Raw genomic sequence first — 13,378 nt, forward strand, 5'->3', positions numbered from 1 at the left:
CCGTCCGCCCTCCACCACGTTTATGATTCGCTCAGGGCGACGTGCTGGATATCCGCCATTTGCCGCAGGCGTAAAGCCATGCTGCGAAAGGGGAAGTTACCTTGTTTGACCCGACGATATTCGATAATTTGAAAGTAGTGCTCGAAGGACATTTGTACGATTTGGATGCGGAGCAAACGATCCGGGTCATCGGCCGGGAGGATTTCATCGATCTGGCCAGCATGAAACGGATATTCAGCATGCGCATCCGACGCGATGAAGGCTGCTGCCAAGCGGAAATCAGCATGACCAGCGTGTTGTCCGACTTCGCAGGGGAACGGTTCCGGCTTGTCGAACCCGGCGAGCGGCCCGGCGCCAAGCTGGATCTCAGACTGGACATGCCGCTCAGCCATTGCGAGCACGCAGCGGAGCTCCACCGGGCCATGGCGGACCGGTGGGCGGAGGAAGCCCGGATCCTTCACGAAAGGTCGGCGGAGTTCGTTCCGGACGACGGCACCGGACATTCGGGAGGCGGGCGTTCGGAAGAAAAAGGCGCTTACCGCATACATATCGAGTTTATCCGTAAAATCGATGAAAGCCATATCGGAGATATGGAAAGCCTGCTTACCCATCTAGTCGACAGCTTGGTCGATGCGGACGAGGTTGGTGAGCAGAAGAGGGCCCGCGACAGCGAATAAAAACAGCCGGAGCTCGGTATACTACAATCTGGATAAGGAGGGAAGATCATGGCGAGAATTGCAGTGGAAAACAGCTTGCAGGATGTGAAGGACGCGCTGCAGCAGAGCGGGCACGAAGTCGTATCGGTCGATAACGCGAATTTGCAAAATTGCGACTGCTGCGTTATTTCCGGACAGGACAAGGACGTCCTGGGCATCGCGGAAACCGCAACGAAAGCTTCCGTTATCAATGCTCAAGGCATGACATCCGACCAGATTGTCGAACGAGTGAACCAAAGCTTAAGCTGATTCGCCCCGCTCCGCCAGCCATCGGCGGACATGCCGAAAAGACCGGATTCCATCGAAACCGGTCTTTTTTGTGTGCAAAGAATAGAATTTGGTGGGGTTGCGGCTATGGTAATAGGTGAGTTTCCGACGTGGACGGATATGCTAAGATTTTCGGGTTGTGCGAAAGCGCTGAGTGGGTGCAGATGACAAGTGCGTGAGGCTGACAGCGATGGGGCCGGAAAATAAAGGAACTGCGATGCGTTAAACGGAACGTCCGAGCGTTCGTCGGAGCTTAGAGGAAGCAGGATGCTTTACCTGTGTCGAAAAATGTTTATGGTTCTCGGGACGGGATTTTTAGCGAACGTCAGTTCCTCTATTCGCGCAGAAAACGGCGAAATGAATGATATAACGCATAGCAGTTCCTCTATTGTTGGCGGCGAGTGATTGGGCGCGGTTGGCTAGGGGAGGGGATCATTTATCTGGTGGTCGGGGAGGCGAGGTTTCGATGCCAGCATGAACGAAATACGCCGGGCGGGAGCCTGCGAGCGGCAGGCTCAAGCTGTGACTCCGGCGATACCGGGCTTACCGTCCGGACTTTTGGCGCTTCGCGATTTCTTGCGTAACGACGAAGGCCAGATCTTCGTTGCCGAACATGGACAGCACGCCGAGCAGCGTATCGTCCGGCACTTCCCCGGCTTCCTCCTTCGGCACGGTCAGCTCCAGCGCTTGCTGAAGCGCGGCGTTCGCTTCCTGCTGCGGGTAGGCGCGCTCATACAGCAGTGCGGGATCGAGGCCGTGGTTGACGCACCACTGGGCGAACGCGAGAATCATAATATTTTCGTCCCGCTGATAATTGCGGATGACCTGCTCTTCGATTTCTTTGCGGTTCATTGAAAAATCTCCTTCTAAGCGGTAAGATGGGTTCATTATATCGAAAGTTTAGGTGGGTTCACAATGATTCTTAGCGAAAAAATTAAAGCGCCCGAGGTTCATTTAACCGGAGTCGATGGCGAAGATTTCGGCATCGTCCCTACCGCCGAGGCGCTGGCGATGGCCCGGAAGCTCAAGGTTGACTTGGTCTGCACGTCGCTCATGAGCAGTCCGCCGCCGTGCAAGCTGATCCGCGCCGGGGCGGCGAAAGAGGAGGCGCAGCAAGACCGCAAGCGCGAGCGGGCGCCGAAGCTGAAGGAAATTCGGCTGACGCCGCAGATCGAGGAGCACGATTACGAGACGAAGAAGCAGCAGGCGGAGCGGATATTGAAATCCGGGGACGCCGTCCAATTCGTCGTGCGGATTCAAGGCAAGGAGGGGGCCAAAGCCAAAGCGCTGCTCGAATCGCTGCTGAACGATTTGGCCGCGAGCGGGCGCAAGAAAACGGGCATCCAGGTTAGCGGGAAGCAAGCGGCCGTTCAAGTCGACCCGTTGAACGACTAAGTCTGCGGGAAGGGATGCTGCCGGAACGGATTTTTTAGCTTCAACCATTTATGGATATTTACACCTCTTTCGGGATTGCGATAGAATGGAAAGGATCGTAATCTGGAAGGAGTTTTCCATATGGAATGCGGAATGAACAAAAATCGGGACAACTGGAACGACCGAACGCCGGTGCACGAGCAATCCGAGTTTTACGACTTGGCATCGTTTCTGGCCGGCCGTTCGTCTCTCTTGTCGGTCGAACTGGATGAATTGGGCGACGTGGCGGGGAAGTCGATGCTGCATCTGCAGTGCCATTTCGGACAGGACAGCTTATCCTGGGCCAGGCTCGGAGCGCGGGTGACCGGGGTCGATTTTGCCGAAGAAGCGGTCAAACTGGCCCGCTCGCTGAACGACAAACTGGGGCTGGACGCCCGGTTCGTATGCGCGAATGTGTACGATGTGCCTCAGGCGCTGCCGGAGGAGACGTTCGACATCGTGTTCACGTCTTACGGCGTTCTGTGCTGGCTGCCGGACTTGACGCGGTGGGCGGAAATCATCTACGAGAAGCTGAAGCCCGGCGGCACTTTCTATATTGCCGAAGGTCATCCGCTTGCCGATATTTTCGAAATGGTCGACGGAGAGCTGCGTATGGTTTATTCGTATTTCGAAGGCGAAGCGATCGTGATCGATATTGAGGGTACGTATGCCGACCGGAACGCCAAGATCAACAATTCCGTCACCTACGAATGGGCGCATTCGCTGGGCTCCATCGTGACGGCGCTGATTCAAGCCGGGCTGCGCATCGAATTCGTTCACGAGTTTCCCTTCTGCATGTATGAGAAGTTCCCAGGGCTGATGGAGAAGGGCGAAGACGGCTGGTGGAGGATGAAAGGGAAGGAGTTTATCCCGATGCTGTTCTCGATCCGGGCGACCAAACCGGCAGAAGCTTGAACGGCTGCATCGCCGTGGTGCGGGGAAGTTGAAGCGTATGGAACATAAAACTTTGTATATGGAAACGCTCAGGCACTATTGTCCCGAGCTGCCGCTGCGCGTGGTCGAGGCCATCGAGTCCGGTCAAAACAACGATGTGCTGTTGGTCAATGGCGAGTGGATTTTCCGATTTCCCAAATATGTTGAAGGAATCGAGCGGCTACGCTACGAAGTCGGGCTTCTGAACACCGTGAAGGAACGGGTGTCGATCCCGGTCCCGGCCCCGGCGAAGTGGAATCTCCAATCCGAGCGGGTCGGCAACGTGTTTGTCGGCTACCCGAGAATTCCCGGGGAACCGTTATTGGACGGGCAGTGGAATGAATTGGAGAGCGCAGGTGTTCCCATGGTTCGCGGGATTGCCCGGCAGCTTGCCGCCTTCTTGAACGAGTTGCACAGGATACCTGCCGATGCATTGGGAGAGTCCGGGCCGGAGTACGACGGTTATCGCGAATGGTCGGATCTGTTCGAACGCATTCGTGCCAAGCTGTATCCTCATATGAACCGGGATGCGCAGCGGTGGACGGAGCGGCACTTTGCTAGCTTTCTCGGCAACGGGTCCAACTTTCGAATCGTGCCGGTGCTCGTTCACGGCGATTTGGGGGGCTCGAACATCCTTTACGATCCGAGGCGGCGCGAAATTAGCGGCATCCTCGACTTCGGTTCGTCGTCCGGGGGACCCGGCGGTGGATTATGCGGGGCTGCTCGCTTCTTATGGGGAGCCGTTTTTGCAGCATATGATCGAGCTTAACCTGGATATGGAAGGGCTGCTGGAGCGGGTGAAATTTTATCAAGGGACGTTCGCGCTGCAGGAAGCGTTGTTCGGCTTGGAGAACGACGATCCCGAAGCGTTTCACGCCGGGATCGAAGCTTATAGATAAGCAGTACGGGGGCGGTGAAGCGGGGCTGATCGGCCGCGGCACGCAAAGGTTCAGCTTGATTCATGTTTGGGCCATAAGGCAACAGAAACAGTTATCTTCCAAGGTAACTGTTTTTTTTGTTTTTTCATCCGTCACAAAAAATAGGCTTGCAAAAACTAATGCCATTAGTTATTATGAAACTAACGATATTAGTTATTTAACTAAGGGGCGATATAGCGATGCAAATCAAACAAGAACTGACCGTCTACCAACTGACGTTTATGCCGCGTATTTTTCCGGTAAATTGTTACTTTGTCGAAGAGGACGACGGCTTGACATTGATCGACGCGGCTCTCCCGTATAGTGCCAAAGGAATTCTGCATGCGGCTCAAACCATCGGGAAGCCGATTACGCGGATTGTCTTGACCCACGCGCACGACGATCATGTCGGCGCACTCGATCAGCTGAAGCGAGCGCTGCCCGGCGTTCCGGTGCATATTTCCGCCCGGGATGCGCGGCTGTTGACAGGCGATGTCACGCTGGAGCCGGGCGAACCGAATACTCCAATCCGCGGCGGCGTGCCGAAGAACGTGCAGACAGGGGCCGACGTGCTGCTTCAGGACGGCGACCGGATCGGGTCGCTGCTGGCTGTGGCGGCCCCCGGACATACGCCGGGCTCGATGGCCTTCCTGGACAGCCGCAACCGGGCATTGATCGCAGGCGACGCGTTCCAGACAAGAGGCGGCATCGCCGTGTCGGGTCAAGTCCGGCCTTGGTTTCCGTTCCCGGCCATGGCAACCTGGAGCAAGGAGCTTGCGCTGGAGAGCGCCCGCAAACTTCGGGAACATCAGCCTTCGCTGCTCGCCGTAGGGCACGGGAGCATGCTTGGTCGTCCCGGCGAAGCGATCGACCGCGCCATTGCCGATGCCGAGCGCAGACTGCCCGTCGTTGCGAAAAGGAGCGTGTAAACGATGTCGCCAAGAATCGGTCTCGATCTGCCTACGATCCTGCATGCTGCGGTTGAAATCGCCGATACCCGCGGCCTGGAGGAAGTCACGCTGGCTTCGCTCGCTCAGAAGCTGGATGTTCGGTCCCCCTCCCTCTATAACCACGTGAACGGATTAAGCGGGCTGCGCAGCAAGCTGGCCGTCCACGGCTTGGAGCAGCTGCTGCACGTCATGACGCAGGCCGTTGTCGGCCGCTCGGGTGACGATGCGGTACGCGAGTTGGGCAAAGCTTACGTGGCATTTGCCCGCGCGCATCCGGGCTTGTACGATGCGACGCTCCGCGCTCCCGACCCGCAGGACGAGGAGGTGCGGCGCTTGGCCGGCGAAACGGTCGATCTCGTGGTCCGCGCGCTGCAGGCGTACGAGCTGAAGGACGATGCGGCGCTGCATGCCGTACGCGGACTGCGCAGCCTCCTGCACGGCTTCTCATCGCTTGAGCAGCGTGGCGGATTCGGGCTCCCGCTCGATCTCGACGTCAGCTTCCGGCTGCTGCTCGACACCTTTCTTGCGGGTCTGCACGAGATGAAGCGAAGGGCGAAGGCGGAGTCAAAGCCCAATTAAGAGGGAGGAAACCGGCATGAGCTTTATCGTCTTCGTGCTATTATTCACGGTTGGGTGCGGGTGGCTGGACGTCAAAGCCAAAGCTAAAGCAAGCTCGTACCCGAAAAAGGAGGGTTAGGTCATGTTCGCAGGACATTTCGGACTAGCCGCGGCAGTCAAGGTCAAAACCCCGAACGTTCCGCTGTGGTCGCTTATGTTGAGTACGCAGCTGTTGGACGTTGTTTTCGTGCCCTTACTACTGTCTGGGGTGGAGACGTTGGAGCCTGTTGCAGGCGAAGGCTATGGAGGAAGCCTGATTCACGCGGATTACACGCATTCCCTGGCCGGGGCCTTGCTGCTTGCGTTTCTTGCCGGTTGGGGAGCCGGAAAGCTGTGGGGGAGACGGGGAGGAGTGGCGATCGGTTCGGTCGTATTCAGCCACTGGCTGCTCGATCTGCTCGTACACCGGGCCGATATGCCTCTTTTTCCGGGGAATGCAGGCGGCTTTCCGATGCTCGGACTCGGCTTGTGGCAGGTCCCGACGGTCAGCATCGTGCTGGAATCCGCGTTGGTTTTGCTCGGTGCCGTGCTGTATTTTCGGTCAGTTACGGCGGCGGCGGAACGAAGCCGGCGAGGGTGGGCTGTTGCGGCAGGCGGCATCATGGGCTTGTTGCTAACCCTTTCGCTTGTAACGGATGTGTTTGGTTAAAGGAAGGAAGAGGAGGCTTGCATCTCATGTTGGCAGGAGATGGGAAGTCTCCTTTTTACTTGTTTCCAATAACTTGAATTTCCGTTATAATCACATCCATAGGCACCTCAAAAGATAAGGGATTACCAGGTGACCGAAGAACAAGCCTACCCAGGAGATACGGACCGCTGGTATATCATGAGCAAGCGGTTGATTGCCGACACTGGAACTAAATAGAAAAAGGAGCTGATCGGATGATTGCAACTTTCATTCACACGATAACCGGATTTCTTTCCATGGATTTATACGGGGCGGTTTTTCCTTTGTTAGCGGTCGCTTTCGTCTTCATTGCCGTGTGTTATTTGATCGATAAAGGTATCCGCAGACAGTCCCGATAAAAGCGCGTCAATCATCAAGTCGTGCTTGCCGGATACTCGGATCAGGAGTATAATGGGTTCTTTAGTCATTCAGATTATATAGAAATAGAGAAGGAGAGAGAGACGTGAATGCTGGGATCGGTTACGGGCTGCTGGCTTACCTTGCCTGGGGCCTTTTGCCGCTGTTTTGGAAAACCTTTATTTCCGTATCCTCGGGAGAAATATTAGGTCACCGCGTCGTGTGGTCCTTCGTATTCGTTGCGCTGCTGCTGCTGATCGGCGGCCGTTGGAAGGCGCTCAAGAGCGCTTTTTCCGAGCGCAAAAATGTTTTGCCGATGGTGGGGTGCTCCCTGCTGATCAGTCTCAACTGGCTTATCTACATCTGGGCCGTCAACCACGACCGCGTTGTCGAAACGAGCCTGGGCTATTACATCAACCCGCTGATCAGCGTGCTGCTTGGGGTCTGTTTCTTGGGCGAAAGGCTTCGCGCGGTACAATGGACGGCCATGGCGCTTGCTACAGCCGGGGTAACCGTTCTGACCTTTAGCTACGGATCGGTTCCTTGGGTATCGCTGGTTCTGGCAATGAGCTTCGGAGTGTACGGGCTCGTCAAAAAGAAAATGCACCTGGAGCCAATGGTTAGCCTCGCCGGAGAAACAATCGTCGTGCTGCCTGTGGCCGCCGTTTATTTGCTTGTTGTGGGGATGACAGGCCAATCGACGACTTCGTCGTTAAGCGCGGGTTACCAGCTGCTGCTGGCAACGTCAGGGGTGGCTACGGCGATGCCGCTGCTGTGGTTTGCCAAGGCGGCTCAAAGGCTGTCACTGACGACCGTCGGGTTCCTGCAATATTTGGCTCCGACCATCAGCCTCATTCTGGGCGTCACTTTGTACGACGAGCCGTTCACGACCGTGCACCTGATCAGCTTCTGTCTGATCTGGAGCGCGCTGCTGCTGTTCACGATGAGCTCGTTGAAAGGCAGGCTGGCGACGCGTGCGGCAGGTACCGTAGTGCAGAAGGGATGAGCTTGATGGAAGCCGGTTCGACCGCTTGGGTCGGCCGGTTTTTTGTTATCCTGACCGCATGCGGCTTACAAAGAAGTAAATATTTGTTAAGATAATGTTAATCCGAAGCAAAGGAGGGACAAGCCATGGAAAGACGTCAGTTAGGAAATACGGATATGCAGGTCAGTATGCTTGGATTCGGCGGAGCGGAGATCGGGTTTGAAGGCGCTTCCGTATCGACCGTGGAGCGATTGCTCGATTCGGCGCTGGATGCGGGATTGAATATTATCGATACGGCAGAATGCTATAAAGGCAGCGAGGAGCTGATCGGACAAGCGGTCCGTCACCGCCGGAAGGACTATTATTTGTTCACGAAATGCGGACATGCCTCCGGCTTTGCCATTCCGGACTGGGACCCGGATCTGCTCGCCCAAAGCATCGACCGCAGCTTGAAGCGGCTGAAGACGAATTATATCGACTTGATTCAGCTTCACAGCTGTTCCGAAGAGGTGTTGAAGCAAGGGGACGTCATTGAAGTGCTTCAGCGGGCACGCGAGGCAGGGAAAGCGCGCTATATCGGCTACAGCGGGGACCGCGAGGCGGCGCTCTATGCGATCCGCTGCGGGGCGTTCGATACGCTGCAGACGTCGGTTAACATCGCGGATCAGGAAGCGATAGAGCTTACGATACCGGAAGCTGTCCAGCGCGGGATGGGCGTCATTGCCAAGAGACCGCTCGCGAATGTCGCTTGGCGGACCGGCGAGAAGCCCGTTTCGGCTTACCATGAGCCGTATTGGGAGCGGTTACAGCAGCTTCGTTACGACTTTCTGCAACAGGAACTGGAGCATTCGGTCGAAATCGCTCTGCGGTTCACGCTGAGCATTCCGGGCGTGAGCACGGCCATTGTCGGCACGGCGAACCCGGACCGCTGGGTGCGGAACGCGGAGCTGGCGGGGAAAGGCGTCCTGCCGGAAGCGCAGCTGCAAGCGATTCGCAACCGTTGGCGCGAAACGGCGTCCGGACAGGACTGGCGAGGGCAAGGGTAATACGTCAGGCGTCAAGCGCCCGCTCCTCGCGGGCTTGCCTGAGGCTGAGGATGACGATCGCTGCGGCGCAGGCGGCGGCGATCCAACCGTTGAACATGAAGACGTTTCGCATACCGTACGCTTCGCTCGCATAGCCGCCCAAGAAGCTGCCGATGATCCGGGCAAGGCCCAGATTCAGCAGCCCGTTCAGCGTCTGGCCGCTCGCCTTGAGCTCCTTCGGCACTTCCTGGTTGATATACATCGCCATCGTGACGGTTAACACGATAAAGATGAGCCCGTGCAGCAGCTGCGTAGGGAGCACCCAATACGGATTGTCCGTGAACGAGAAGATGAACCAGCGGGCCATGGCCGCCAGACTCGACAAAAGCAAAATATGCGTCATGCGAACGCGCTTCATAATCTTGGAGGCGAACAGCAGAAACGGGATTTCGCTCAGGGACGATATGACCATCGACCAGCCGAGCAGCACGCTGTCGCCGCCCATTTCTTTGTAGTACACCGGAAAAAACGTGTAATAATACCCCATCGTAATTTGCAGCACCAGATTAATCGCCAGATAGGTGACGAGCTTGCGGTTTTTGAACAGCACCCACACCTGCATTTTGTTGCCTGCCGACTGGTATCCCGATACTTTGGGAAACTTCGCCAGCAGCAGCAGCGACATCAGCATGACCAAGGCGTACGCATAAAACAAATACCCGATATGATCCTTGGCGATCCAGCCGAAGGTGATGGACATGACCGCGAAGCCGATCGTGCCGCCGAGCCGGATCGGGCCGAACGACCAGCGCTTGTGTTTCTCCAATTCTTCCAGCGTGATGGCGTCGCTCAAGGCGAAGATGGACGTTTGGAAAAACGTAAACAAACACACGACGACAAGCAAATACAAGAACGCTTCGGAGAAGGGGAACAGCAAAATCATTGCCCCGCTGCCCGCGATCAGCCAACCGAGGACGGCATTTTTCGTTTTGGCCCGATCCCCTACGGCGCCCCACAGCGGCTGAGCCAGCACGGCGACGAAAGGACCGACGCTCAGCAGCGCCCCGATCTGGGTCGGCGTTGCGCCGATCGACTGAAAGTAAACGGGAATGTACGTCCCGTAAATGGCATTGCCCATGTAAATGATGAAGTAGAACAATAGAAAATACGACATAGCCATCGTGCGATCCCGCGCTTTCGTCAGCAAAATGAGGAACGACCATAATTATCTCACTCCTCAGGCGGATTGACAATGAAAATCGGGCCTGCTAACGATGCGCAGCCAAGTGTATGAACGAGGACGACACGGAAGAGTGGCCGGTTGACAGCTCTTGTTTCTGGACGCGGCCGATCCGGATAAAGAAATCAAGCTATACAATCAACAGTCCCGGCGGTTCGATTGCGGCAGGTCTCGCCATCTACGATGCCATGCGGCTTGTCAAGCCTGATGTAAGCACGTTGTGCATCGGACTTGCCGCGTCGATGGGCGTGTTTCTTCTGTCCGGCGGCACGAAGGGGAAGCGCTATGCGCTACCGAACAGCGAAGTCATGATTCACCAGCCCCTCGGCGGGGCTCAAGGCCAAGCTTCGGACATCGAGATCGGCGCCCGAAGAATTCTGAAGCTTCGCGACAAACTAAACGGGCTGCTCGCGGCACATACCGGGCAGCCCTTGGATACGGTCGAAGAGATACCGACCGGGATTATTTTATGAATGCGCAGGAAGCTCTGGCTTACGGCATCATCGATGAAATTTTGTACCGCGACGTTTAAAGACTAAGCTCCGGCCTCCAGTCCCGGACACCGTTGTCTTCGAGAATGCCAAGCGTAACGTCGGTAATGTCCGGATCGCTCAGCAGCATCGCTTTCAAGCGGAACTTAATATCGTCGGCGTCCGCCAGCGTCAAGCCGACGCGGAGCTCCACATAGCCGTCGACGTGATACGTCCTGCCTTCCTGCAGGATGCGCAGCTGGTTAATGTCCCGGACATCCGGGTCGGCCAGCAGTAGGCCGGCAACCCGGTCCTCCACATCTTTCGGCGCAGCTACGCCGATCAGACCTACCATATTGTCATAGCCGACCTTGAACGCCACACCGACCATGAGAAATCCGATCAGGATCGTGGCTATTCCGTCCAGCATTTTGAAATCCGACAGCTGCGTCACGATGACCGCAATCAAGGCAAGAGCCGCGCCCAGCGTCGCAACGATATCTTCATAGAAGACCAGCCGGGTAGGAGGGGCGGATCGACCGACATTCCGAAATGCGGCCGGGATGATCGCAAGTCCTTTGGCTTCCACCCGCGCTTCGCGTGCGATTTCTTTCATCGCCTTCCACAGGATGGCGCCGTCGATCAGGATGGCGATCAGCAGGATGGCAAAGTTCAGCCAGAAATTCGAAGCTTCCGCCGGGTGGGCCAGCAGATGAAAGCCTTCCAGAATCGTTTCGTAAGCCATAAAAGAAACGACCATCACCGCGACCATACAGAACAGATTGATCACACGGCCGAAGCCGGTGGGAAACCGCCGGGTCGGCTGTTTTTCCGCGAGCACGCTTCCCGCAAAAACAAACCCCTGATTGATCGCATCCGCTACCGAGTGCATGGCTGAGGCGAACATGGCGCCGCTTCCGCTAAGCGCTGCGGCGACTCCCTTGGCTGCCGCGACGGCCGTATTTCCGAGCGCCGCCAGTAAGGAAGAAGTGTTTCCTTTTTTTAGTAAAGCCCATAATCCCATCGTTTGCTCTCCTCATCGTTTTCGAGTTTGATGCGCTTACTGCCGGCTCGGTCTAGTCGTTCCTAGTGTAACCCGTTTGTTTCAGTGGCAAAAGCGTTGTTCAGAACTTTTGTTTTATAGGTTCTTATGAACTTATATTACGACCTTTTTGATTGAAAGACAAAGACCATTTTGAAGCATTCCCGGCGAAATAACGTCAGAAATGAAAAAGAGAATGCCACAGGGAAGCTCAATCTTAGCGGGATGAGCTTTTTGACATTCTCACTACAAAGTCTTATGATTAGTTCAAATGAACTTATGTCCAATAAAGGGGCTCGCCTATGAAAACCTTTTATTTAACGAGAAAACAAATGGCCGGCTTGCTGATGTCTCTTGCGGGGAAGACCGATCGGACGCCGCTCGCTACGCTGCAGGAGGTCTGGGCCAAATCGCACCGGTCGGACATGGAGCACGGCAAGACGCTGGTGGCGTTCGTATCCACCTCGCTCCCGCCGATCTTCGAGAAGCTGATCAAGATGAAGCAGACGAGCGAAGGCTTCTCATTGACTGATATCGTTGCGCTCGGCAATCAGATCGAATACGCGCAATATTCGGTCACTTCGGTGCAAAATTGGGTGAAACGGGATTTCAAGTCGCTGATTCCTTCGCCGAGACTTGGGAAAAAATATTCGATCGACCAAACCGCCATCCTGTTCATTATCGACGATTTGAAGGCGACGCTCGATTTCGAGTCGATCCGCAAGCTGCTGACGCTCGTCTTCAACCGCCCGGACGACGATGCCGACGATGTCGTTTCCCCGCTACGGCTGTACGCGGCGTACTCTTCGATCTTTGAAGAGCTGGACCAAAACAACGACCAAGTGCTGGACCTGTCCGGGCACGACAGCGGCCTGCGCAACCATGACCATATGCTGGAGCATTTAATCAAGCAAAAGGCCGACGAATATGCCGGGGCGGTTGAGGGATTGAGCGACGGGCAGAAGGAGCTGCTGAGCCATACGATATTTATCGCTATGGTGTCGGTGCAGACCTCGTATTTTCAATCTCTGGCCAAACGTTATTTGAACGCAACGCTGTTTTTGCAGGATTTGGTGTAGACGGTCCGGTTCAATCCATTTCGGACCGTCTGTCCGATCATACAATACGGCTTGCGTAAAAAATCCTCGCGAGCCGTTTTCTCCTCCATTCCTTTCAGTATCTCCTTGTTCCACGAATCCGGTGGTATTGATTGCCGGGTGACCTTACATTTTGTTGGTAGTGGCATGGTCGCAGCTTAATTCGTTGCAGATGAACATGTTATATTTCATAACTCGAAATAAAGTGTTATTTTCCTGGAAAATCCATATCATAATAAAAGCATGCAGTGAATAAATAACATTAAGCGCTTCCATAAATTTCTTATTGCAGATCAGTGACATCATATTATATCGTGTAAATATATATGACATAAAGAAAGGGTTTTCATTTATTTTCCGAGGCATGAACATGTAAATAGGTTGAAGGGGGAACTTTATTTGCAAGCACTAGTAGATTGGCTGAACGGGATTATTTGGAGTAAAACGTTAATTTTCCTTTGCCTCGGTGTAGGATTATTCTACTCATTAGCTACCCGCTTCCTCCAAATTAGGTACTTTTTCCACATGATTAAATTGATGTTTGAGGGCAAAAGCTCGGAATCCGGAGTTTCGTCTTTTCAAGCGTTAAGCATCGCGCTTGCGGGTCGGGTGGGAACGGGCAATATTGCGGGTGTAGCTACGGCGATTGCGTTCGGCGGGCCTGGTGCGGTGTTTTGGATG

General features: G+C 55.2%; 16 protein-coding genes and 1 pseudogene. 14 read left to right on the forward strand and 3 right to left on the reverse strand.

Annotated features, from left to right (window positions below; translation table 11 throughout):
- Positions 1-101 precede the first annotated feature (101 nt).
- Both QJ48_RS10990 and QJ48_RS10995 read left to right on the forward strand, forming a co-directional pair.
- Positions 102-677: a hypothetical protein gene (locus tag QJ48_RS10990; protein WP_054973648.1), complete on the forward strand. Its 576-nt coding sequence runs from the start codon at positions 102-104 to the stop codon at positions 675-677.
- A gap of 48 nt (positions 678-725) precedes the next feature.
- Positions 726-965 carry a YkuS family protein gene (locus QJ48_RS10995; protein WP_054973649.1) on the forward strand — a complete coding sequence of 80 codons (240 nt, stop codon included), beginning with the start codon at positions 726-728 and terminating at the stop codon, positions 963-965.
- A 561-nt stretch (positions 966-1,526) separates the two neighbouring features.
- On the opposite strand, the gene QJ48_RS11000 is transcribed toward QJ48_RS10995, so the two are convergent.
- The gene (locus QJ48_RS11000) at positions 1,527-1,835 is read right to left on the reverse strand and encodes a hypothetical protein (protein WP_054973650.1); all 309 of its coding nucleotides are present in this window, start codon (positions 1,833-1,835) and stop codon (positions 1,527-1,529) included.
- 63 nt (positions 1,836-1,898) lie between these two features.
- On the opposite strand from QJ48_RS11000, the gene infC reads away from it, so the two are divergent.
- The 9 genes from infC to QJ48_RS11040 all read left to right on the forward strand — a co-directional run bounded on the left by infC (position 1,899) and on the right by QJ48_RS11040 (position 8,869).
- Positions 1,899-2,378: a translation initiation factor IF-3 gene (infC, locus tag QJ48_RS11005; RefSeq protein ID WP_054973651.1), complete on the forward strand. Its 480-nt coding sequence runs from the start codon at positions 1,899-1,901 to the stop codon at positions 2,376-2,378.
- Between the two features lie 120 nt (positions 2,379-2,498).
- Positions 2,499-3,311 carry a class I SAM-dependent methyltransferase gene (locus QJ48_RS11010; RefSeq protein ID WP_054973652.1) on the forward strand — a complete coding sequence of 271 codons (813 nt, stop codon included), beginning with the start codon at positions 2,499-2,501 and terminating at the stop codon, positions 3,309-3,311.
- Positions 3,312-3,348: 37 nt separating this feature from the next.
- Complete coding sequence (locus tag QJ48_RS11015; protein ID WP_054973653.1) at positions 3,349-4,098, forward strand: phosphotransferase family protein; 750 nt, start codon at positions 3,349-3,351, stop codon at positions 4,096-4,098.
- Positions 4,085-4,228: a hypothetical protein gene (locus tag QJ48_RS38655; protein WP_237762871.1), complete on the forward strand. Its 144-nt coding sequence runs from the start codon at positions 4,085-4,087 to the stop codon at positions 4,226-4,228. The genes QJ48_RS11015 and QJ48_RS38655 overlap by 14 nt, the downstream gene beginning before the upstream one ends.
- A 218-nt stretch (positions 4,229-4,446) precedes the next feature.
- Positions 4,447-5,175: an MBL fold metallo-hydrolase gene (locus QJ48_RS11020; protein WP_054973654.1), complete on the forward strand. Its 729-nt coding sequence runs from the start codon at positions 4,447-4,449 to the stop codon at positions 5,173-5,175.
- 3 nt (positions 5,176-5,178) lie between these two features.
- Positions 5,179-5,775, forward strand: coding sequence for a TetR/AcrR family transcriptional regulator (locus QJ48_RS11025; protein WP_054973655.1), 597 nt, complete (start codon positions 5,179-5,181; stop codon positions 5,773-5,775).
- A gap of 121 nt (positions 5,776-5,896) precedes the next feature.
- Positions 5,897-6,463 carry a metal-dependent hydrolase gene (locus tag QJ48_RS11030; protein ID WP_054973656.1) on the forward strand — a complete coding sequence of 189 codons (567 nt, stop codon included), beginning with the start codon at positions 5,897-5,899 and terminating at the stop codon, positions 6,461-6,463.
- A gap of 481 nt (positions 6,464-6,944) precedes the next feature.
- Entirely contained in the window at positions 6,945-7,844 is a 900-nt protein-coding gene (gene rarD, locus QJ48_RS11035; protein ID WP_054973657.1) for an EamA family transporter RarD, read from the forward strand.
- A 125-nt stretch (positions 7,845-7,969) separates the two neighbouring features.
- Entirely contained in the window at positions 7,970-8,869 is a 900-nt protein-coding gene (locus tag QJ48_RS11040; protein ID WP_054973658.1) for an aldo/keto reductase, read from the forward strand.
- Between the two features lie 4 nt (positions 8,870-8,873).
- On the opposite strand, the gene QJ48_RS11045 is transcribed toward QJ48_RS11040, so the two are convergent.
- Positions 8,874-10,028, reverse strand: a complete 1,155-nt coding sequence (locus tag QJ48_RS11045) for an MFS transporter (protein ID WP_063858067.1) — start codon at positions 10,026-10,028, stop codon at positions 8,874-8,876.
- Between the two features lie 85 nt (positions 10,029-10,113).
- Between QJ48_RS11045 and QJ48_RS11050 the strand changes: the two are divergent.
- Positions 10,114-10,620 (forward strand): annotated as a pseudogene (locus QJ48_RS11050) (ATP-dependent Clp protease proteolytic subunit); the annotation flags it as partial.
- Here the strand turns inward: QJ48_RS11050 and QJ48_RS11055 are convergent.
- A complete protein-coding gene (locus tag QJ48_RS11055) occupies positions 10,617-11,582 on the reverse strand; it encodes a cation diffusion facilitator family transporter (protein ID WP_054973659.1) in 966 nt (321 codons plus the stop codon). The pseudogene QJ48_RS11050 and the gene QJ48_RS11055 sit on opposite strands and share 4 nt — an antisense overlap.
- Positions 11,583-11,902: 320 nt before the next feature.
- Here QJ48_RS11055 and QJ48_RS11060 point away from each other — a divergent pair, with 320 nt between their 5' ends.
- Both QJ48_RS11060 and QJ48_RS11065 read left to right on the forward strand, forming a co-directional pair.
- Positions 11,903-12,679: a DUF1836 domain-containing protein gene (locus QJ48_RS11060; RefSeq protein ID WP_054973660.1), complete on the forward strand. Its 777-nt coding sequence runs from the start codon at positions 11,903-11,905 to the stop codon at positions 12,677-12,679.
- A gap of 417 nt (positions 12,680-13,096) precedes the next feature.
- A partial coding sequence (locus QJ48_RS11065) for an alanine:cation symporter family protein (RefSeq protein WP_162238476.1) occupies positions 13,097-13,378 on the forward strand: 282 nt, incomplete at its 3' end.

Origin of the sequence: Paenibacillus sp. A3 (genome assembly GCF_001399685.1) — a bacterium.
Classification (GTDB): domain Bacteria; phylum Bacillota; class Bacilli; order Paenibacillales; family NBRC-103111; genus Paenibacillus_G.